A 22635-nucleotide genomic window follows, 5' to 3' on the forward strand; every position below is an offset into this window, starting at 1 on the left:
TAATTTGTAAATTATCTAATACCTGAGTATTTTAATCAAGTATAGCGTCATACCCTTTTAAGTCTTCGAATGCGTACATAGGATGTGTAACCTGAACTTGGGATAACACAAGGATTTAATGTCAAAAATTTGGTATTCTTAAGATGTTAATTATCGTGGAATTACGTTTATGTCGCTGGATGCACTGAGACGAAGTCTTGCTAAACCGAAAACCTCAGCCCAACTGTGCCTCTTAGGAGCAGCCGCAGGGTTACTCGCAGCCATGCTGATAATCACATTTCGCCTTACTATAGAACTATTCCAGGGCACTTTTCTCGATAAACCCGATGACTTTACAGAGCTGTCAGAGTTACACAGACTATTTTTACCTGTACTAGCAGCCTTACTCATCGCAACTTTCGCAGCGCTTACTGGGTTTAAGCATTATCGCCTCGGGATCCCGTATGTGATCAACCGTATTAAGCACCATTACGGTCACATGCCGATTTGGAACTCTGCTAACCAATTTTTTGGTGGTGCAGTGGCCTTGATCAGTGGCTTTTCAGTCGGTCGTGAAGGGCCATCTGTTCATATGGGTGCGACCGCCGCGAGCGTCTTATCTGAACGCTTACATTTACCACTAAATGCAGCAAGAACATTGGCAGGCTGCGGGGTAGCTGCCGGTATTGCGGCATCCTTTAATACGCCACTTGCGGCTGTAATTTTTGTTATGGAAGTGGTGCTAAGGGAGTACAAAATTCACATTTTTGTACCTGTGATGTTGGCCTCAGTGATTGGTGCAATGAGCACACAATATGTGTTTGGAAACAATTCCGAGTTAGCTCTTATTAATATTACGCCTTTGAGTTTTTGGCACTATCCTTACCTGATTATCTGTGGCGCCGCACTAGGGGCTGTCGCTTTTGCCTTTAATCAAAACCTCATGCTTATCATTAAAACCTTTAAACCGATCAGCATGTTTCCTCGATTATTACTAGCGGGTTTAATTGCCGGTTTAATCGGTTATGCGGTTCCAGGTGCCATGGGCTCCGGCATGAGTGCCATCACCCAAGCTGTAGAGTCCCCCCATAATTTACAGCTACTGACCACGATATTAATTGCCAAACTTCTGGCTACTTTATTTGCTATTGGCTTAGGTATTCCCGGAGGGATTATTGGTCCTGTTATTGGACTTGGCGTAATTATGGGCACTCTAATGTCATTTTTTGCCCAATTTATTTCACCGAGTGTGGATGTCGCTGGCACTTATGGCGTACTTGGTATGGCAGGTTTACTTGCCGCAACCTTACACGCTCCCCTTGCCGCGCTGACCGCCGTAATGGAGTTGACTTCAAATCCCAAAATTATTGTGCCTGCAATGTTAGTGATCACCACCGCTTATGTAACCGCGTTACAGGTTTTTGGCAACCGTTCAATATTCATCCAACAGCTAGATTTTCAAGGTCTACCTTATCAAGTTTCACCGGCGAAAGAGGCATTACAGAAAGTAGGGATTGTGGCTGAAATGGATGAAAACTTTAAATTGCTCTATTCAGACGACAAAGAGCAAATAAAAGAAACCCTATCGGCGGTCGACAGCCAAACTCCGCTGATTGTGTACGATGAACAAAGTGGTTATCGTCTTGCTGAATACGATTTGAACCTGATCTCACAAGAAAGCGTATCGGTATCTTACATAGAGTTGCAAGGCTTGAGTACCCAAGCAACACTTGCCGATGCCTTTGATGTATTAAAAGACAAGCGCTCAGGTGCGGTATACATTTATAACCAAAAGGATAATAAACAAATACTTGGGTTATTGCGATGGGATCAAATTCGTCACATACTCACCACTAGAAACAGTCTACTCTAGGGGCTGTTTACCTTAATTTACTACTTGGGACTGACAATGAGCTTATTGTTAACATATAAAGCCTTACATATCTTTTTTATGATCGCTTGGTTTGCAGGCATTTTTTATCTACCACGCTTGTTTGTTTACCATGCCTTAACTGAAGAGAAATCTTGTAGTTCTATGCTCAAGATAATGGAAAGACGATTGCTCTACTTTGTCACTCCGTTTGCAATCCTTACTGCTGTATTTGGCGTGTTGACCATTATTGAGTATGGCAGGGAGTGGTTTAAACACAGTATGTGGCTGCACTACAAACTCGCCATAGTCACTGTACTTTACATTTATCACGGCTATTGCTTTAAGTTACTCAACGACTTCAAACGAGACCGCAACCAAAGAAGCGATAAGTTTTATCGTTACTTTAACGAATTTCCTGTACTGCTGCTATTAGCTATCGTCTTTCTTGCCGTCTTAAAACCTGCACTGTAGCCGTGCATTATGAGGGGTACTTGGGTATAATATACGCCCAAGTAACCGCCCACATTCTGCGTGTTATCTGGTTGGGTGAGCGCCCTGCAACCCGGTAGTCAATTTGTCTTTAGGAATCGCCACATGTTCAGTTTCCAAGGTGAAAACATTCTTTCTGTCAATCAACTAGACAGAGATTCTATTGAACACATCTTCTCCATTGCTAAAAAAATGGAACCCTATGCTAAAAAGCAAAAACGCACTCAAGTACTTGATGGCGCGATTTTGGCAAATTTATTCTTTGAACCAAGTACCAGAACACGTGTGAGTTTTGGTACTGCGTTCAACTTGCTAGGTGGTTTGGTTCGCGAAACCACAGGTATGCAAAGCTCAGCATTAGCCAAAGGTGAATCTTTATATGATACTGCCCGCGTGATCTCGGCTTATGCTGATGCTGTCGCGATGCGTCACCCTGATGCCGGCTCAGTCGCTGAATTTGCAACAGGATCGGATGTACCCGTTATCAACGGTGGCGATGGTCCAAATGAACACCCAACACAAGCGCTTTTAGATTTGCTCACCATTGATCGCGAGCTTGGCCGATTTGGTGCAGGAATTGATGGTATGCACATCGCCTTAGTCGGTGACTTAAAATATGGCCGCACCGTGCACTCGTTATCAAAGCTGCTCAGCCATTACAAAGATATCCGTTTTACCATGGTTGCCCCTGACGGCTTACAAATGCCACAATCAATTTTAGATGTGGTTGATAATGCTGGGCATAAGGTTGAACTGGTATCAAAAATGGAAGGCAATCTAGCTGCTGATATTGTTTATCAAACTCGCATTCAAGAAGAACGCTTCCCTTCTCAAGAAGAAGCAAATAAATACCGTGGCGGCTTTAGAATAAGCCAGGCAATTTATGACGCACACTGTAAACCTAGCTCAGTTTTAATGCACCCACTGCCACGAGATAGCCGCAGTGATGCAAATGAACTTGATAATGACCTAAATAATAATGACAACCTAGCTATCTTCCGCCAAGTACAAAATGGTGTATTGATCCGTATGGCACTTTTTGCCTTAACGCTAGGTGTTGAAAACCAAGTGGAAAAATACGAGGTGGATGTACCTTGGTTTAGCCGCAAACGTGAAAGCTAAAAAGGATCGACAATGACAATCAGTCAAGATTTATTCGAACGTGCCCTCGACTCAATTCCAGGTGGCGTAAACTCTCCAGTTCGCGCATTTAATGGCGTTGGTGGCACACCACTATTCATTACCAAAGCACAAGGCGTTCATACCTTTGATGCCGATGGTAAACAATACATTGATTATGTAGGCTCTTGGGGTCCGATGATCTTGGGTCATAATCACCCCGAAATTAAGCAAGCAGTACTTGATGCCGTTGAAAATGGCTTATCTTACGGTGCTCCGACTGAAACTGAAATTTTAATGGCGGAAAAAGTAAAAGCGTTGGTTCCCTCCATTGAAAAAGTACGTATGGTAAGCTCTGGTACTGAGGCAACAATGAGTGCTATCCGCCTTGCTCGTGGCTACACTGGCCGTGACAAGATTTTGAAGTTTGAAGGTTGTTATCATGGTCATGCCGACTCTCTGCTGGTAAAAGCTGGCTCTGGCGCACTGACTATGGGTGTACCTAACTCACCGGGTATTCCGGCTGATTTTGCCAAACACACGTTAACGGTTTCATTCAATAACCTAGACGAAGTAAAAGCTATATTTGCTCAGTACAAAGACCAAATCGCTTGTGTAATCATTGAGCCTGTCGCAGGTAACATGAACTGTATTCCTCCTGTTGAAGGCTTTTTAGAGGGGCTACGCGAAATCTGTACTGACAATCAAAGTGTCCTTATTTTTGATGAAGTTATGACCGGTTTTCGGGTTGCACTAGGGGGGGCTCAGCAGTACTACAACATCCAACCTGATCTTACCTGTTTAGGCAAAGTGATCGGCGGCGGTATGCCTGTCGGTGCGTTTGGTGGTAAAAAAGAAATCATGGACTACATCGCTCCTGTGGGCCCGGTTTATCAAGCAGGGACGTTATCTGGCAACCCAATCGCTATGGCGGCCGGCTTAAAAGCACTAGAGCTACTTTCAGAGCATGGCTTACACGAAGAGCTTGAAGCAAAAAGTAAAGCATTGTGTGAAGGCTTCCAAGCCGCTGCTGATGAGGCTGGTATTGCACTCACCACAAACTATGCTGGTGGCATGTTTGGTTTCTTCTTTACTGAAGCTGAGAAAGTGACAAGTTACCAACAAGCAACAGAATGCGATTTGGCGCGTTTCAAAAAATTCTTCCACTTAATGCTTGATGAAGGCGTGTACTTGGCTCCATCAGCATTTGAGGCTGGTTTTGTGAGTACGATGCACTCTGATGAAGAAATTGCCAAAACTATTGGTGCAGCAAAGCGTGCATTTGCCAAACTATAAATAAAATTAATCATTTAAAAAGCCCGCTCAGGGCTTTTTTTGTTTTTTCAGCTACCCTTTGAATAAACTTTTGAAAAGATTCGGTCTACTTGTACCGTATCTTTGAAATAGACTATTCATACAGAGGAAGTGATGGCTGGATTCAATACCATAGTTAACCCTGCAACTCGCTTGATGGCAAGTTTGCAATATAAAACCAAAATGGCAGTTGTTTTTGGCCTGTTGTTATTACCTTTAAGCCTCAGCTTGTTTTTTCTAAATGGTGTGCTCAATCACTCGATTTCCGTCAGTGATATGCAGCGACAAGGGCTCACATTCTACCCTCAAATGCTAGAAAACATTCTAAATGGTGATAGTGCGAATAACACCAGCCTACTTAAGCAAGCCAAATTACCTTCGTTCAGCGCGCCAAATGCCAGTGCACTTGAGCAGCTTTCAATAGCCTCTCAGCTCGCGGTTGACGATGATCTTGGCCGTAATTATCTCAATCGTACATTGGTAGAGTCTACTCCTCAGTTAATCGCACAAATTAATCAAATTGAAGTGCAAGCACGACGCGTGATCAGCAGAGGAAGCTTTACTCCTGACAGTTTTATCGCTCTATCTAACTTACATAAAGGCTTGCCTGCGGTAATAAAGCAGTTTTCAGGAACGCTAAACATCGCGATGAATCATAATAAACAACTAAAAAAACAATTAAATCAATCTCTGGTAGATCTCAATGCTAGCTTGTCAAACTATCAAAGTGCGGTTAAAGCAGGGCTACTTGATCCAGACGAGTTAGCGCTATCACAATCGCAATTCAATCGACATTATCAGCAAGCCAGTCAAACTATTAAGCAGTTTGTTAACATAGCCACTCCCACGTTGGCAGCATTAGTTGCTGAAAAGCAGAGCCAACAACAATGGATCAGAAACACCGTAGCGATTGCATCTATCCTTGCGCTATTGCTGGCTATTTATCTTATGATTGGTTTTTACTTATCTGTCATCGGAACCATTACCACTTTCTCAAAAGCGGCACAAAGTGCAGCAAGTGGAGATTTGAGTGTTAAAGCTAAGACGATAGGCTCTGATGAATTAAGCCAAATTATTGATCAATTTAACGCGGTTTTAGACGCTTTTATATCGCTACTTGGTAACGTCAAGCTCACGAGCAACGAACTACAACAAGCAACGAAAACACTCAATCAAATAAGCCAAGACACCGAAAAAGATGTGGCGCAGCAAGAGAGTAAGATCCAATCGATTCACCACTCACTTGAAAATATGGCACAGTCCGCACGCTCAGTGGAAGATGCTGCATTTAATGCAACTGAATTGGCATCAGTTGCCGCTCAGCACGTCAAGCAAAGTAGTATCAATACCACAACGCTTGCGGGACAAATGACAGAGTTACAGACAGAGTTTCAACAAAGCCGGGCATCATTAGATAAGCTTGCCGAAGATACGCAAAATATCAGTCAAGTAAGTTCTGCGATTAGAGAAATTGCGGAGCAGACTAATTTACTGGCGCTAAATGCTGCAATAGAAGCCGCACGAGCTGGTGAACAAGGTCGCGGGTTTGCGGTAGTGGCTGATGAAGTCCGTACCCTAGCGCAAAGAACTCAGCAGCAGACGGAAGAAATACACAATATAATCCAGTCCTTGCAAGCGGCCTCTAAAGATACCCAAAATAAAATGCGCAGCAGTGAAGAGAATATGGCACAGAGCGTCACCGCTGCCAATGAAACAAATAATGTGTTACAGCATGCAGAGCAAAGTATGCGTGATATTGACGAGCAAGGAAAACTCATTAGTCAACTTGTTCAGCAGCAAACACAGGCGACCGAACATGCACTCAGTGGCTCTCAAGATATCAACAATTTAGCGCAGCACACATTAGGTTCAGCTAGAGCAACACAAGCTGACGCTAAAAAACTCGGTACCCTATCGCAAACCCTAAATAGGGAAATTGACAAATTTAGAACGTAATAGCATTTTGCCGTAATCATTACTCAATATGTGGGAGTAAAGCAGAAGCGATTGGCTTGTACCAAACCAATCGCTTTGTTGACTTATAGATTATCTATAGACTCAGTATATTAAACAAAGGTTAGGATTAGCACCTAGGTCTTGGCTCAAACATACTCGATCGAATAGGCAACTGCACAACAGGGCCACAACTAGGAGGTGATTGTTTACCTGTTTTAGGGTTAATGAATGCCCAACGGATAGAATCAGGGCGTTCATCCACAATAGCTTGAGGGTTAAGTGGTTTGAGGTAACGAATGTAAAGTTCGAGTGCACCTTGACTTCCTGTCAGCCCCGTTGGTTTATTATCATCTCTTCCTATCCAAGTCACTGTCACTGTATTTTGGTCAAACCCTGCAAACCAACTATCGCGTAAATCATTACTCGTCCCTGTTTTACCTGCTAGCTGGATAGAAGGGAAATGTAAGTTTAAACGCTTAGCTGTTCCCTTCTTCGTCACCCTTTTTAGTCCGTACTTCGTCATATACACAGCTTCTGGGTCTAATATTTGCTGTTTTTTCACTCTATGGTCGTAAAGCAATTTACCGATTGAATCCGTGATTGCCATAACACTTGTTAATTCACTATGTTTGCCATCAGCCGCAATCGTTGTATAGGCTTGTGCCACATCTAAGCTAGATAATTCCAATGCCCCTAACAGTAACGATGGATAAAGCGTGATAGACTTATCGACCCCAAGCTCATTTAATGTTTGTGCTACGCGGTTTACTCCGACATCCAAGCCTAAGTTCACAGCAGGAATATTAATACTATTACTAAAAGCATCAAACATAGGGACTTTGCCTCTAAATTTATGGTCAAAGTTTTCTGGCGACCACACTTTACCTGAGCCATCAGTCACTTCCAGCGGGTTATCATCCAATAGCATACCTAAGTGATAATTTGGATTAGCTAATGCACTCAAATAAATAGCAGGTTTTACTAATGAGCCTATGTTTCGCTCTGTATCCAGCACCCGATTAAACCCTGAAAACTTTAATTGCCTACCGGCAACTAGTGCTGACACGCCAGCCTTTTCAACGTTAACAGATAACATTGCGGTCTCTAGATCTTCAGTTTTAAAGCGGCGTTCTAAATATGGTAACCCCTTTTTAACCGCTTCCTCCATTGCCGTTTGTTTTTGTAAATCTAGATACGTGAATATTCTCAGTCCGGAGTCAATCAGGCTATCATCAGGAACTAGCTGTTTCAGCTCGCGGTTAACCAACTCTAGATATCCAGGATACGACTGTAAACGACTGGCTTTTAAAGGCTCAACATCAATCGGTCGCGCCAATGCTACGCGATATTCAGGCGTTGTAATTAAGCCGTTTTCTACCATTAATCGTAACACTAGGTCGCGTCTTTCCATCACCCGTTCAGGGTAACGTCTGGGGTTATAAAAAGAAGGACCTTTGACCATTGCAATGAGCATTGCAATCTGGTCGAACTCTAATTCATCGACGGGCTTTGCAAAATAAAACTCTGCCGCTAACCCCATGCCATGCACGCCTTGGTTATACGCTTGACCTAAAAACACTTCATTTAAATAGGCTTCCAGAATTTCATCCTTACTGTAGCGGAAGTCCAAAATTAACGCGATAAATGCCTCATTCACTTTGCGAATCAGTGTACGCTCACGAGTAAGATAAAAGTTTTTTGCCAATTGCTGAGTTAACGTACTTCCACCTTGCACCGTACGGCCTGCTTTTATATTGGTATAAAGCGCACGCAAAATCGACAGCACTGAAACGCCGTGATGGTCATAAAAGTTTCTATCTTCCACCACTAATAATGTTTCTTTGAGGATATTGGGAAACTTATCAAAAGGTACAAACTCTCTATCTTGGCGAGTTTCGTTACCGATACGTGCTATTTGCACTGGCTCAAGGCGAGCTGCGGATAAACGTCGCCCCTGATTATCAACAATACTTGCGAGCTTTTTACTAGCAAAATTTAGGGTAAAAATACGCGCATTTTCAGGCCCATCATAAAATTCAAATGCTCGACGGTGAATGGTGATAGTGCGACCTTGTACCGTATATTGACCGGTACGACTAATACGATTTACACGGGAGTAGTTAAGCCGTTTTAACTCCCATAATACCTCTTTTTCATTCAAGTATTGATCAGGAAAAAACTGCATTGCTCTGGCATACACTTGAACCGGCAGTTCCCATTTATTTCCTTCAAATTGCCTGCTTATTTTTGCATCTAGATAGATAACATACATTGCCACGACAAATATCATCGCTACCGTGCCTTTCCACACAAAAGACCATGTCGCGCTTAATATTTTACGCTTAACTTTTTGCATCTTAGTGCTAGCAGGTTGGGTCTTTTTTTTACGTGAAGTGCTCGCTTTGACGTTTGATTTTTTGGTAGGTGTTGTTTTCTTTTTGTCCGTCATGACCCAAATAAAACTGAAAAGTGAATTGCAAGATAGTAGAGTAACCTAAATTAACAACTGCTGAAAGCACAATCACGGTGAATAAGAAAAGTGAGCCCACTGGACTCACTTTATTTAGACAACGAGAACTCTAAGAGCGGCTTATCTGTTCACTGACTTTGTCTTATATCAAGCAAAACATTGTAAACATAAAATAAACCACTCCTCACATATTGACCTAGAGCCAATAAGTATTACTGTCCGCGAACTGTCACGAACTCTGGGTAGGCATCTACGCCGCAGTCATGTTGATCCATTCCGCTCAGCTCTTCCTCTTCGCCAACTCGGATCCCCATACTTGCCTTAAGTACACTCCACACAATGTAGGATGTGATAAACACAAAGCCAAGAATCGTCACAAGCCCAACCGCTTGACCTTGAAATGTGGCGTCTGAGTTTGAAAATGGCACCATCATCACTCCTAATGCACCACAAACACCGTGCACTGAAATTGCCCCGACTGGGTCATCAATTTTAGCCTTATCTAGCGCAATAATACTAAATACCACAAGTGCTCCACCAAGCGCACCAAGGATAAGAGCCAGTATCGGTGTCGGTGAAGCAGGCTCTGCGGTAATCGTTACTAAGCCAGCTAATGCACCGTTTAGCACCATTGTTAAATCTGCTTTACCCCACATCATTTTACATACTAATAAAGCCGCCACCGCACCCGCAGCGGCTGCGGCATTGGTATTGAGCATAATTTGACTTACTGCGATGGCATTTTCCTTATCTGCCAAAAATAATTGTGAGCCGCCATTAAAGCCAAACCACCCCATCCACAAAATAAACGTACCAAGTGTGGCTAGTGGCATATTTGAGCCAGGAATAGGATAAACCTCGCCATTTTTACCATACTTGCCTTTACGTGCACCGAGTAATAATACTCCTGCTAAGGCCGCAGCGGCGCCAGCGCCATGCACAATGGCAGAACCTGCAAAATCCACAAATCCAAGCTCAGATAAAAATCCTCCACCCCAAGTCCAATACCCTTCAAGAGGATAAATAAAGCCGGTAAGCACAACACAAAACGCTAAAAATGCCCACAATTTCATTCGCTCAGCTACCGCACCAGAAACAATAGACATCGCGGTAGCCACAAAGACAACTTGAAAGAAAAAGTCAGACTGCAACGCATGATCCGCATCAGTTGCGGCGCTTCCGATTAACGCGCCAATACTTGGCAGGACACCACCCTCAGCGTTATCAACATACATAATGTTATAACCAATAAGCAGATACATAGTACAAGCTATCGCGTAAAGCGCGACGTTTTTGGTTAGTATCTCAGTGGTGTTTTTGGAACGAACAAGTCCAGCTTCTAGCATGGCAAAACCTGCTGCCATCCACATCACCAGCACACCCGAAATCAAAAAATAAAAAGTATTTAATGAGAATTTGAGTTCTATGATTGTATTTTCCATCGTTAGGATCCCCTTAAATCGCTTCTTCATCAAGTTCGCCGGTACGGATCCGAACGATTTGGTCTAAGTCATATACAAAGATTTTTCCATCACCAATTTTGCCAGTGAAAGCTGCCTTTGTTACTGTCTCTACTACACGTTCTGCATTTTCAGCCAAGGTCGCAATTTCTATTTTTATTTTCGGTATAAAATCGACCTGATACTCAGCACCGCGATATAACTCGGTGTGACCACGTTGACGTCCAAAGCCTTTGACATCAACAACCGTCATCCCTTCAATCCCCAAGTCGGCCAACGCTTCGCGCACTTCGTCGAGTTTAAATGGTTTTATTATTGCACTTATCATTTTCATACTAAGTCCCCTTAGGACAGTTGATCCTGTTACATGCTGTAATCCAACCTTTATGCCAAATTTTTTATTCCTTAATTAACAATGAATTAATACTGAATCGCACTTTTTACGCATAAAAAATGCACCATCTAGGTGCATTGTTATTAAGTCTGAACTGGGTTGGTGCAAAACCCTATACTAAAGCAATATTAATGCGCAATAACACAATTTCGCTGCTTATCTTTAGCTTGATATAGCGCTTTATCGGCTTTACGCATCACCTCACTCAGCGTATTTGATTGACACGCCGCCATACCAATACTGATAGTGCATCGGTATTTCCCCTGCACAATCGTAAACGCTTGTTTAGCTAAACGCTCTCGAAAATCTTCTAACATTTGCTTTGCTCGATTAAGATCTGAGCTTGGGATCAATAGCGCAAACTCTTCACCGCCAATTCGAGCGACTATGTAATGCCCAAAAGCACTGCGTAATAAGTCAGCGACCTGTTTAAGTACTTCATCGCCACTTTCATGGCCATATTGGTCATTAATCGACTTAAAGTGATCGAGGTCGAGTAAAGCAAGAATATGCTGGTTGGGTTTATTTTTTATTAGGCGCTCAGCGTGTTGGCAAAAGTATCGGCGATTGTACAACCCTGTCAGATAGTCTCTGTGCGCATACTCTTTGATTTCCGCAATCAAATTAAGCTGCTCCATTGTTTGCATAATTCGACAATGGAACTCCTCACTCATAAATGGTTTCGCCAAAAAGTCATTTGCACCGTATTTGATAAACTTTGCCGATAGCCCATGACTGCCTGCCCCAGATAAACCAATAATGGCAAGTTCATCTCGACCGCGACTATTTCGCACCGACTTTACCAACTCAAAGCCGTCCATTGTTGGCATCGCAAAGTCAGTAAGTAGTAACTTAATATCGTGATCTCCGAGCAGCATTTCCAATGCTTCAGCACCATCTTGTGCTTCTAGTACAGTAAAAAGCTGCTTTTCTAACATCTGCTTCATAACTACACGACTAATCACTGAATCATCGGCGATTAGTGCTTTGCACCCTTGGTTTCTTAACAGGCGAGATGCAAGCTTGACTGCGTATAGATAAGAATCGCGGTTGTCTTTGATGACATAATCTACCACCCCCATCTCAAGCATTTGCTGGCGACTATATTCATCAATTTTCGATGTTAACACCACCGTTGGGATCTGATGACTGAGCGTAAGCTGCACAACTTCTGCGTCCATCGCATCGGGCAGCGTTAAATCTACCAGCGCCAATGTATATTCATGCTGGCTCAAAAAGGCCTTACTTTCCTTGAGTGACCAAGCAAAATCAATTGCGACATCAAGATATTGAGCGGCAAGGTGTCGTAATACCTGCTGTACGACCTTACTGTCTTCAACAATTAGAATTCTTTGCATGGATTGAGATCTCTTAAGTACAACGAGAAGCGCAGTGAAACAAGAATTTAACGAGGCTAAATACTTTATTACTACATAATTAAGTATTAAATATACGCGAATCTAGGACTAAAAAAAACCAGCAGCAGACAAATTTGTTACATAATAATAAATGAGTTGAGAACAGTTATCTTCAAACTAGCTGTTTTTTTACTCTGTTTGTCTCAATGACTTTGAATTTCACCTAAAATACTTTTTTAATGCCGCAATACCTTACCGTTTTATTGAGGAAGCCATGAACAAAATACTGTCATTTGTGTTTTTAAGTTGTGCTTTGTTTTCATTGCCTAGCATAGCTGAACAACACAACCGCACCATTGAGATAGATCATAAAATCACAACAGAACATCGCGTTGAAATTAAAGGCAAGCGTATAAACTATACGGCAACAACGGGGACGCAGCCGGTGTGGAATGAAAAAGGTGAAGCAATCGCCACGCTACATTACACCTACTACCAGCGTAAAAATATAAAAGAAGTAAGCGAACGTCCACTATTAATTTCTTTCAACGGTGGTCCGGGCTCTGCGTCTGTATGGATGCACATCGCTTATACTGGACCAAGAGTATTAAAAATAGATGACGAAGGTTATCCGCAACAACCGTACGGTTTAAAAGATAATCCGTATTCTGTTTTAGATGTCGCAGACATTGTATATGTCAATCCGGTCAATACTGGCTATTCCCGGGTTCTTAAAAATGCTGAAGGTAAATATCCCAGTAAACCAGAACAAACAAAAATATTTTTTGGAATAAACGCCGATATAAAATATTTAGCGGAGTGGCTAAATACCTTCATTCATCGTAATGAGCGCATGTTATCACCTAAGTATTTAATTGGTGAAAGCTATGGTACCACGCGTGTTGCAGGACTCGCACACGCTATGCAAAACAAGCAGTGGTTATATTTAAACGGCGTTATTCTGGTATCTCCAACCGACATCGGGATCAAGCGTCAAGGCCCAGTAAAAGTTGCTAACCGTTTACCCTATTACGCAGCTGCTGCGTGGTATCATAAGGCCCTACCAACCGAGCTTCAAAGTAAAGACCTACCTGAGGTGCTAGCAGAAGTAGAAGCATATACTATCGACAAATACCTCCCAGCACTCGCCAAAGGAGCATTTATCAGCGAACAGGAAAAACAAAGTGTTATCAAAACTGTTGCTAAATATAGCGGCTTAAATGAGCGTTTCGTTGCTCAAAATAATCTCGACATTCCTACCGCAGCATTTTGGAAAGAGCTATTGCGCGACCGCGGTCGCACTATAGGTAGACTAGACTCTCGCTATCTCGGTATTGATAAAAGAGATGCAGGATCCCGCCCAGACTATTGGCCTGAGCTTACATCTTGGCTGCACTCATTTACACCGGCAATTAATCACTATTTTGCGACTGAACTCAATTATAAAACAGATGTAAAGTACAATATGTTTGGTGCGGTTCATCCTTGGGATAATAGCGACAATAATGTCGGTGAGCAGCTCAGATTAGCCATGGCACAAAACCCTTACCTCCATGTACTTACTCAGTCTGGCTACTACGATGGTGCGACTAATTACTTTGATGCTAAATATAATATGTGGCAACTAGATCCTAGCGGGAAGATGCGAGACAGGTTAACCTTCAAAGGTTACCGCTCTGGACATATGATGTACCTACGTCACGAAGACTTAGAAACATCCAATGAAGATCTCCGCCGCTTCATTCAAAACACCATACCAAAAGTGGGACAGTCAGCACTTTACTAATCTTCATTAAGTAGTGGCTGCAAATGTGGCCACTATTTTAGGCTCTGCCTTGTATAAATACCTATCAAACTGCTACAAAAATAAACTTGAAAGATCAACAGGCCCTAATAATAAAAATTTCCTTTTATCTTTCTACAGTTACCTATAATCTAGATATACTTAATACTATCTATTTACAACTTAGGCACGCACCATGAACGAGCAGTTTAAAGTCGTCTTCGTTGGCATGGCCGACGGTAAAGATCAGCAAAGTGCTGCGACGACCCTCGCTGAAAGGTTAAAAACCTCGCCATCGAAAATTCAGCAGTTTTATGCTGGAAAAGCTTTATTTGCCCCCAGTGATAAAACCAAAGCACTCAAACAGATCAAACTATTAGCCAGTGTCGGGATCACTGCCAAGCTGCACGCTCATTCCTCTGCTGCCGTATCAAATCCAGATCAGGAGAGAGTTTTTGAAGCGCTTGACTACATTACAAGTAGCCTAATCAGAATTGAAGAGCGCTTAGAAGACATAGAGCAGCGCCTCGCTCCTACTCAACAACATGAAGCCACAGATAAAGAAGAAGATGACTGGGAGTCTACTGATCTGTTTGACGAGCTCGAGTACGAGCCTGCACCACCAGCGAAATCAAAAACTTGGCTTTATTATCTACTCGCGGTGCTGATTATTTTATTTATTTTGCTTGGTATCAGCTTATTTTTCCCTGAATTGCTTGCAATAGAATGAGTAAATCTAATAACAACATTAATAATTCTCAACTTACTAGGGGTGAGTTGAGAAAAACCATTAGAAAACGTAGAAACTCGCTATCTTCAATAGAGCAATCTGTTGCAGCCACACAATTAAATATTAATTTTTTTCAACATGCAAACTTACCAAATAACGCCCGTATAGGTGTCTATTTACAAAATGATGGAGAACTAGACACATCCCTTTTAATTCAATCACTTTGGTCTAAAAAACATCAAGTTTACCTACCTATAATACACCCATTTAACCACACTAACTTACTCTTTCAGAAGTATGAAAAAAACTCACCCATGAAGACAAATCGCTATGCTATCTTGGAGCCTAAGCTAGATTGCTCAGCTGTGGCGCCTCTTGCATCGTTAGATTTACTATTGATGCCGTTAGTCGCTTTTGATGAGCATGGAAACCGCTTAGGTATGGGTGGTGGATATTATGATAGAACATTGGCGTTACATTATGCTGAGCAGCGAGATAAGCCAACTTTGATGGGGCTGGCTCATGACTGTCAGCGCGTTTTAAGCTTACCGACCGAAGCTTGGGATATCCCACTGCCAACTATTCTTACACCCACCCGCTTATATACTTGGCCGGAACAATAATAGAGTGCAACAAGTTAAGCGCGATTAGCGCTGCTTTTGACCATGACGCTACCACTTTGATTGAGTTATACTCTGTGCAACTTCAATAACAATTAAGTGTAGCGTTATGACTCAAGATGAAATGAAAAAAGCCGCAGCGTGGGCAGCCTTAAACTACGTAGAAGAAAATACGATTGTTGGGGTTGGAACAGGTTCCACCGTTAACCACTTTATTGATGCGTTAGGAAGCATCAAAGACAATATCAAGGGGGCGGTTTCCAGTTCTGAAGCATCAACGGAAAAACTAAAAGCACTTGGCATTGAAGTCTTTGAGCTAAACGATGTGTCAGAACTTGCAGTATATGTCGATGGCGCAGATGAGATTAACAGTCAAAACGAGATGATAAAAGGCGGTGGTGCGGCACTCACACGTGAAAAAATTGTCGCTGCCGTCGCTAAAAAGTTTGTTTGTATTGTTGATAACACCAAACATGTCGACACTTTGGGCGCTTTTCCGTTGCCAGTTGAAGTGATCCCGATGGCACGCAGTTATGTAGCGAGAGAATTACTTAAGCTTGGCGGCGACCCTGTGTACCGCCAAGGTGTCACTACAGATAACGGCAACGTTATTTTAGATGTACACGGCCTAGAAATTAGCGCAGCAAAAGCGCTTGAAGAAAAAATTAACCAGATTGTTGGCGTTGTCACCAATGGCTTATTTGCCTCACGTGGCGCTGACGTTGTTATAACAGGCACCGAAGAAGGGCCTAAAATCAACTAGTGAGATTACAGATGAGCAAGGTTTCGTTATCAAAGGATAAAATTCGAATTTTGTTGTTAGAAGGTGTGCACCAAAGTGCGGTAGAAACACTAAAGCGCAACGGCTACAGCAATATAGACTATGTCAAAACATCCTTACCGGAGCCTGAGCTTATCGAGCGGATCAAAGACGCCCACTTTGTCGGGATCCGCTCTCGTACACACTTAACAGAAACCGTGTTAGCGCAAGCTGAAAAGCTAGTCGCGATTGGGTGCTTTTGTATCGGTACCAACCAAGTTGACTTGAATGCTGCAAAACAGCGCGGTATCGCTGTATTCAATGCGCCATTTTCTAATACTCGCTCGGTTGCAGAGCTGGTGTTGGGTGAAATCTTGTTATTACTTCGCCGTATTCCTGAGCGCAATGCCAAAGCACACCGTGGTGAATGGGATAAGTCGGCCGATGGCTCCTTCGAAGCTCGCGGAAAAACACTGGGTATTATTGGTTATGGCCATATCGGTACTCAGCTTGGCATTATGGCTGAAAATATCGGCATGAATGTCGAGTTCTACGATATTGAGGATAAACTTACCCTAGGAAATGCAACCCAGCTCCCAACTCTGACGCAATTATTACAGCGTGCTGATGTGGTTAGTTTACATGTACCAGAAACGCCACAAACGAAAAACCTCATCGGTATGGCTGAAATCGAAGTCATGAAACAAGGTGCAATTCTGATCAACGCTTCTCGTGGTACTGTTGTTGATATTGACGCCTTAGCAGAGGCATTAGCGGGTAAAAAGCTATCCGGCGCGGCAATAGATGTCTTTCCAGTAGAGCCTAAGTCGAACAACGAAGAGTTTGTCTCACCACTGCGTGAATTTGACAATGTACTACTGACCCCACATGTTGGTGGCTCAACCCAAGAAGCACAAGAAAATATCGGTGTAGAAGTAGCTGGCAAGCTCACAAAATACTCTGATAATGGCTCAACAGTCACCGCCGTGAACTTCCCTGAAGTATCATTACCTGAGCTATCGAACAGAAGCCGTTTACTGCATGTGCATGTCAACCGCCCTGGTGTGCTGACTCAAATTAACCAAGCATTTGCTCAGCATGGTATCAACATCGCCGCGCAGTATCTGCAAACAGACGAGTCGATCGGTTATGTTGTCATAGATGTCGATAGCGACCATTCAGAAGTTGCGTTGAAAGAGCTGAGCGCAGTAGAAGGTACACTAAGAGCTCGTATTCTTCACTAAACCCAACAGTGTGAGGGTAAACCTCAGGCATAAAAAAACCAGTCACTGTAAAAGCGACTGGTTTTTTGTATCAGTCTGGCTTAAGCCATGAAATCAACACCTTCTTTGATGTCTTTTTCAAGTGTCGCTAGCATGTCGTCTTTTGCTTTTTGCTCAAACGCACTTAGCTCACCGTAAGGAAGTAACTTCTCTACACCGTTTTTGCCAAGGATAACTGGCTGAGCAAAGAATGTAGCATCGCCTGTGTTACCTTCAACATAGGCGTATTCTAACACTTCTTCACCTTGCAGGCCTTTCACTAACGAGAAACAGAAACGTGCAGCTGCTGCCCCCATAGATAATGTCGCTGAGCCGCCACCAGCTTTTGCTTCAACCACTTCAGTACCTGCGTTTTGAATGCGAGTAGTAAGTGAAGCAACTTCTTCGTCAGTAAACTCAACACCTTCAACTTGAGAAAGAAGAGGCAGAATTGTAGTACCTGAGTGACCACCAATTACTGGGATCTTAACTTCAGAAACATCTAGACCTTTTAGCTCTGCGATAAAAGTTTCAGCGCGGATAACGTCAAGCGTTGTTACACCGAATACACGAGCTGGATCATAAGTTCCTGCTTTTTTGAATACTTCAGCAACGATTGGTACCGTGCCATTTACTGGGTTTGTAATGATACCGACAAGTGCTTTAGGGCAGTTTTTAACAATACCTTCAGCAAGCGTTTTGATGATACCAGCATTTACATTGAATAGATCAGCACGGTCCATACCCGGCTTACGCGGCATACCAGCAGGGATAAGCACTACGTCAGCACCAGCTAGTGCTGGGTCTAGGTCATCTTTACCATAACCTGCAACAGTTACCGCAGTTGGGATGTGAGATAAGTCAACTGCAACACCAGGTACAACAGGTGCAACGTCATAAAGCGCTAACTCAGAGCCAGCTGGTAGACCATTTTTAAGCAATAAAGATAGAGCTTGACCGATACCGCCAGCGGCACCTAATACAGCAACTTTCATGTGAATTCTCCATAATTTGAAGGTGGAATTGAGTGTGCAGTAAAGATAATGAAAAGCGCAGGTAAACACAAATATATCACGGCTATTTTCAAGATTTTTTGACTAATGTCTTAAGTAAAAGTGTAAAGATCGCGACACTTTGTGCGCCAATGCTTTACGACAGCGATTTTGGTCGCGCAAATTTGGGGATCCTTACGGTTTTGTGTAGAATTTAAAAATTAGCCGTAAAAGAAGACAAACTATGCAGCCGCAAGAAAAACAAGAAGCACTTATCAAAGCATTTAAAGCGATTCTAAAAGAAGAAAACTTTGGCTCTCAAGGTGAAATTGTTGATGCGCTCAAACAACAAGGGTTTGACAATGTTAGTCAAAGTAAAGTCTCCCGTATGCTTAGCAAGTTTGGCGCTGTAAGAACCCGTAATGCAAAGCAGGAAATGGTTTATTGTTTACCTGCTGAGATGAGCGTGCCCACGGCAAAAAGCCCACTACGCCAACTAGTCGTAGACATTATGCACAATGAAATGATGATCATTATTCGCACCAGCCCAGGAGCTGCCCAGCTAATCGCGCGATTATTGGACTCTCTTGGCACAGCAGATGGTGTACTAGGTACCATAGCCGGTGACGATACTATTTTTATTGCACCAGCTAAAATATCAGAAATAGACGTGACCCTAGATAAAGTAAAGACACTATTTGATAACGTATAATACTCCGCCGCGCTGGTATCACAACTGGCGCGATTTCCCCGCCTCAGCTTATTGCACACAGCTAAACAAATGGGTTAAAACAACAGCAAATATTTAGTTGACATAATATGTCTCATTGTGGCAACTTTAGATACACAGGGTGACTATTTCTCACCTTACAAGAGGGACAGCTTGTTTTATACCAATTATCTATTGAGTATTATCAGCAACACAGCATATCGATTATCCCTCGTTCAGCTATAATGCAATGCGCTGTCAAGTCGTGAAAGCAAAAACCCATGAACACGCAGCCTTTTCTAATTATTTGCTGAGCACAAAGTAAATACGAGGAGTTAAGGAGCGCAAATGGAATTTTTAAATACAGCATTTACTTTTCCTACGATCATTTTTTCAACCTTACTATTGATCGTCATCTTATTTTGGATAATAGCTCTGCTGGGCTTGGTAGATCTCGATATTTTAGAGAGTGATGTTGATATTGAAGCGAACACTGCTTCAAGTAGCTCGTATTGGCAACTCGCATTTGGTGGAGTGCCACTGAGTATCTCACTGAGCATTATTATATCGCTTGGCTGGATTATCAGTTTATATACTCAGCAGCTTTTTGCTTATTTGCTCGGTAATGGTATTTCCTATTATTTTATAGGTACAGTATTCATGCTCGCCAGCCTTATCGTAGCTTTACCACTTACCGCGCTGTTGGTAAGGCCTTTACGACGCTTTTTTGAAAGCCAAGAAACCACTTCAAAACATGCGCTGGTTGGACTTGAGTGTACCATCGCCACGTCACGCGTAAGTAGCACCTTTGGTCAAGCCAGAGTATATATTCAGGGTACTGAACAACTGATTGAGATCCGTTCAGACGAAGACAATACCTTCACCATAGGAGACAGTGCGTTACTTATTGACCATGACATCACGACCCATAGCTACACGGTTGTAGCTAAACCTTGGTAATTGCACCCTTACTCTGCTCAATTAGTGACAGAGTAGAACACACAATTAACTCGTATCTGAAGTAAAAATAAAGTGCTTGTTAAATCGGACTCAACAGCCTTTTTATCTAGCCAACAGCTTTACACAGAGCGTACTTAGTCACCTATCTATTTGCAGCAGGAACATAACTATCAATGCAATGGGTGAAACATACAAAACAACGGAATTAAAACACGAGCCACTACTTCTGGTTCAAACTATATAGCGCAAAGCAGGAACAAGCATGGAATTTCTAAATAACCTCGGACCGGTACTCGCAATCGCGGGAATAGCCATTGTAATCATATTCGCCATTTTACTTTTAATAGGTAAATTCTACCGTAAGGTTGAGCAGGGTCAGGCATTAATCATCAACAAAATGAAAAATGAGCCTGATGTTACTACCACAGGCGGTGTTGTATTACCCGTGATCCACAAAATGGAAGTGATGGATATTTCAACTAATCGCATGGTATTAGAGCGCCGTGATAACAGCGGCCTCATCTGTAAAGACAATATCCGTGCCGATATTGCCATTACCTTTTATATCCGCGTCAACGAAAATAAAGAAGACATTCTACGTGTTGCAAAGCAAGTTGGTTGCGCTCGCGCATCAGCACCAGAAACCTTGCAGGCACTGTTTGAGGCCAAATTCTCAGAAGCCTTGAAAACAGTAGGTAAACGTATGAACTTTGAGGAGTTGTTTACTCACCGTAATGAATTCCGTGATGCAATTAAAGAGGTGATTGGCCAGGATTTATCGGGCTATACATTAGAAGATGTCGCGATTGATTACCTTGAGCAAACTTCTATTGATAAACTAGATCCAAATAACATCCTCGACGCTGAAGGTATTCGTCGTATTACCGAAAAAACCTCTAGGCAAAACGTTGAAACCAATCAGCTTAAATGTGATGAGAAAGCGCAGATCGACAATCAAAACCAAGCTGCATTCGAAAAAGCCGCAGAAGTTGAGCGTCAAAGAGAAGATGCAAGCGCAAAACAACGTCGTGAAATTGAATCGGTGCGTGCAAGAGAAGCTGCTGAAGCGGAGCGCGTGAAACATGAAGAACGCTTAAAAGCCGAAGAGGCTCGTTTAAAAGCCGATGAAGCAATCGCGATTGCTGAGCATAACAAACAACGTGAAATCGACGTAGCGGAGCAAAACCGCCTTCGCTTGCTTGCCATTGAAGAAGAGAAAGTGGCACGCTCACGAGAAATTGAAATCATCGAACGCGAGCGCGAAACCGAAATTTTACGTATTCAAAAAGCTAAAGCTCTTGAGGTTGAGCAAAAAGAAATTGCTGACGTTCAGCGTGAACGCGTTGCTGTCGAGAAGACCGTCGCAGAAGAGCAAGAGCGTATCAAAGATGTACAGTGTATTGCTGATGCTGAGCGTCAAAAACAAGCCAAAATTATTCTTGCGCAAGCAGAGGCCGAAGAAGCTCTAGTGAAAGATATTGAAGCGGCAAAGGCCAAAGAGCAAGCAGCTGAGTTTAAAGCCCGTGAAATGGAAAAAATGGCTTCAGCAGAGCTACGTATTGCAAATCAGACAGCTGAGTCGAAGAAGATATTGGCAGAAGCTTCGCAAGTTGAAGCAGCAGCATCTGGGCTTGCTGAAGCCGATATTATCAAAGCGAAAGCAACCGCTAATGCACTGCAAGGTGAAACAGAAGCACAAGTACTAAGACAAAGACTTGAAGCTGAAGCACAAGGCAAGCGTGACATTGGTATGGCAGAAGCCGAAGTGCAGACAGCCATGGCTGACGCCATTGAAAAACAAGGTGAGGCGGAAGCCATCAATCTTGAACGCAGAATGTCAGCTGAGGCAAAGGGTCTCACAGAAAAGCTTGAAGCGCTTAACAAGATGGATAACGATGCTCGTGAATACGAAGCCTTCACACTGCAACTAAATCAGCAAAAAGAACTGACACTGGCGAATATCGAGGCAAATAAACAAGTTTCAGCAAGCCAAGCAGATGTGTTAGGCAAAGCACTAAGCGGTGCTGATATTAACTTTATGGGTGGCGACGGTCAGTTCTTTAACCAGTTCATGAATGCGATTACCGTAGGTAAGTCTATCGATGGCTTAGTTGGGGAAAGCAAGACTGTGCAAACTGTATTCAAAGATCACTTAAATGGTGAGCGCAATCTAATGGATGACCTAAAAGGGGTGCTAGCAGGTGCCAATGCGTCTTCTGAAACACTAAAGAACATCAACATGAGTAAGTTTTTCCAACAACTGAGCAGCAGCTCAGATGCGGATAAACAGCAGTTACTCAAGTTACTTGGTGGTTCATTAAATGCCAGTAAACAAAACGAACCTGTAGAGTAATCAAGCAAAGGGGCCAAAACCTTGGCTCCTTCCCCATTTGCGCAGTGCACATAG

General features: G+C 42.8%; 18 protein-coding genes. 13 read left to right on the forward strand and 5 right to left on the reverse strand.

Features of this window, described 5'->3' with window-relative positions; genetic code table 11:
* Nucleotides 1-169 precede the first annotated feature (169 nt).
* From HUZ36_RS03180 to HUZ36_RS03200, 5 genes are all read left to right on the forward strand, one after another.
* Entirely contained in the window at nucleotides 170-1852 is a 1683-nt protein-coding gene (locus tag HUZ36_RS03180) for a chloride channel protein (RefSeq protein ID WP_128729733.1), read from the forward strand.
* A 36-nt stretch (nucleotides 1853-1888) separates the two neighbouring features.
* On the forward strand, nucleotides 1889-2323 hold the full coding sequence (locus HUZ36_RS03185) for a CopD family protein (RefSeq protein ID WP_128729734.1): 435 nt from the start codon (nucleotides 1889-1891) through the stop codon (nucleotides 2321-2323).
* Nucleotides 2324-2446: 123 nt separating this feature from the next.
* On the forward strand, nucleotides 2447-3463 hold the full coding sequence (locus tag HUZ36_RS03190; protein ID WP_125250954.1) for an aspartate carbamoyltransferase: 1017 nt from the start codon (nucleotides 2447-2449) through the stop codon (nucleotides 3461-3463).
* Between the two features lie 12 nt (nucleotides 3464-3475).
* On the forward strand, nucleotides 3476-4756 hold the full coding sequence (gene hemL, locus HUZ36_RS03195; RefSeq protein ID WP_176031972.1) for a glutamate-1-semialdehyde 2,1-aminomutase: 1281 nt from the start codon (nucleotides 3476-3478) through the stop codon (nucleotides 4754-4756).
* A 132-nt stretch (nucleotides 4757-4888) separates the two neighbouring features.
* On the forward strand, nucleotides 4889-6730 hold the full coding sequence (locus HUZ36_RS03200) for a methyl-accepting chemotaxis protein (RefSeq protein ID WP_176031973.1): 1842 nt from the start codon (nucleotides 4889-4891) through the stop codon (nucleotides 6728-6730).
* A gap of 127 nt (nucleotides 6731-6857) precedes the next feature.
* On the opposite strand, the gene mrcB is transcribed toward HUZ36_RS03200, so the two are convergent.
* The 4 genes from mrcB to HUZ36_RS03220 all read right to left on the reverse strand — a co-directional run bounded on the left by mrcB (nucleotide 6858) and on the right by HUZ36_RS03220 (nucleotide 12412).
* Nucleotides 6858-9179: a penicillin-binding protein 1B gene (gene mrcB, locus HUZ36_RS03205; RefSeq protein ID WP_176031974.1), complete on the reverse strand. Its 2322-nt coding sequence runs from the start codon at nucleotides 9177-9179 to the stop codon at nucleotides 6858-6860.
* Between the two features lie 233 nt (nucleotides 9180-9412).
* On the reverse strand, nucleotides 9413-10642 hold the full coding sequence (locus HUZ36_RS03210) for an ammonium transporter (protein ID WP_176031975.1): 1230 nt from the start codon (nucleotides 10640-10642) through the stop codon (nucleotides 9413-9415).
* 13 nt (nucleotides 10643-10655) lie between these two features.
* Nucleotides 10656-10994: a P-II family nitrogen regulator gene (locus tag HUZ36_RS03215; RefSeq protein ID WP_125250959.1), complete on the reverse strand. Its 339-nt coding sequence runs from the start codon at nucleotides 10992-10994 to the stop codon at nucleotides 10656-10658.
* A 188-nt stretch (nucleotides 10995-11182) separates the two neighbouring features.
* Nucleotides 11183-12412, reverse strand: a complete 1230-nt coding sequence (locus tag HUZ36_RS03220) for a GGDEF domain-containing response regulator (RefSeq protein WP_125250960.1) — start codon at nucleotides 12410-12412, stop codon at nucleotides 11183-11185.
* 274 nt (nucleotides 12413-12686) lie between these two features.
* Here HUZ36_RS03220 and HUZ36_RS03225 point away from each other — a divergent pair, with 274 nt between their 5' ends.
* From HUZ36_RS03225 to serA, 5 genes are all read left to right on the forward strand, one after another.
* Complete coding sequence (locus tag HUZ36_RS03225) at nucleotides 12687-14198, forward strand: S10 family peptidase (RefSeq protein ID WP_176031976.1); 1512 nt, start codon at nucleotides 12687-12689, stop codon at nucleotides 14196-14198.
* Nucleotides 14199-14391: 193 nt separating this feature from the next.
* Nucleotides 14392-14925 (forward strand): hypothetical protein, encoded by a 534-nt coding sequence (locus HUZ36_RS03230; RefSeq protein ID WP_176031977.1) that lies wholly within the window; start codon nucleotides 14392-14394, stop codon nucleotides 14923-14925.
* Nucleotides 14922-15548 carry a 5-formyltetrahydrofolate cyclo-ligase gene (locus HUZ36_RS03235; RefSeq protein WP_176031978.1) on the forward strand — a complete coding sequence of 209 codons (627 nt, stop codon included), beginning with the start codon at nucleotides 14922-14924 and terminating at the stop codon, nucleotides 15546-15548. The genes HUZ36_RS03230 and HUZ36_RS03235 overlap by 4 nt, the downstream gene beginning before the upstream one ends.
* Nucleotides 15549-15654: 106 nt before the next feature.
* A complete protein-coding gene (gene rpiA, locus HUZ36_RS03240; protein WP_125250964.1) occupies nucleotides 15655-16308 on the forward strand; it encodes a ribose-5-phosphate isomerase RpiA in 654 nt (217 codons plus the stop codon).
* Nucleotides 16309-16319: 11 nt separating this feature from the next.
* Entirely contained in the window at nucleotides 16320-17549 is a 1230-nt protein-coding gene (serA, locus tag HUZ36_RS03245) for a phosphoglycerate dehydrogenase (RefSeq protein WP_125250965.1), read from the forward strand.
* 80 nt (nucleotides 17550-17629) lie between these two features.
* On the opposite strand, the gene mdh is transcribed toward serA, so the two are convergent.
* Nucleotides 17630-18562, reverse strand: a complete 933-nt coding sequence (gene mdh / locus HUZ36_RS03250) for a malate dehydrogenase (RefSeq protein ID WP_125250966.1) — start codon at nucleotides 18560-18562, stop codon at nucleotides 17630-17632.
* A gap of 241 nt (nucleotides 18563-18803) precedes the next feature.
* On the opposite strand from mdh, the gene argR reads away from it, so the two are divergent.
* The 3 genes from argR (at nucleotide 18804) to HUZ36_RS03265 (ending at nucleotide 22581) form a co-directional block, all read left to right on the forward strand.
* Nucleotides 18804-19271, forward strand: a complete 468-nt coding sequence (gene argR, locus HUZ36_RS03255) for a transcriptional regulator ArgR (RefSeq protein ID WP_125250967.1) — start codon at nucleotides 18804-18806, stop codon at nucleotides 19269-19271.
* A 345-nt stretch (nucleotides 19272-19616) separates the two neighbouring features.
* On the forward strand, nucleotides 19617-20228 hold the full coding sequence (locus tag HUZ36_RS03260) for an OB-fold-containig protein (protein ID WP_176031979.1): 612 nt from the start codon (nucleotides 19617-19619) through the stop codon (nucleotides 20226-20228).
* A 262-nt stretch (nucleotides 20229-20490) separates the two neighbouring features.
* Nucleotides 20491-22581, forward strand: a complete 2091-nt coding sequence (locus HUZ36_RS03265) for an SPFH domain-containing protein (protein WP_128729743.1) — start codon at nucleotides 20491-20493, stop codon at nucleotides 22579-22581.
* Nucleotides 22582-22635: the final 54 nt, after the last annotated feature.

Origin of the sequence: Pseudoalteromonas sp. McH1-7 (assembly GCF_013366255.1) — a bacterium.
Classification (GTDB): Bacteria; Pseudomonadota; Gammaproteobacteria; order Enterobacterales; family Alteromonadaceae; genus Pseudoalteromonas; species Pseudoalteromonas peptidolytica.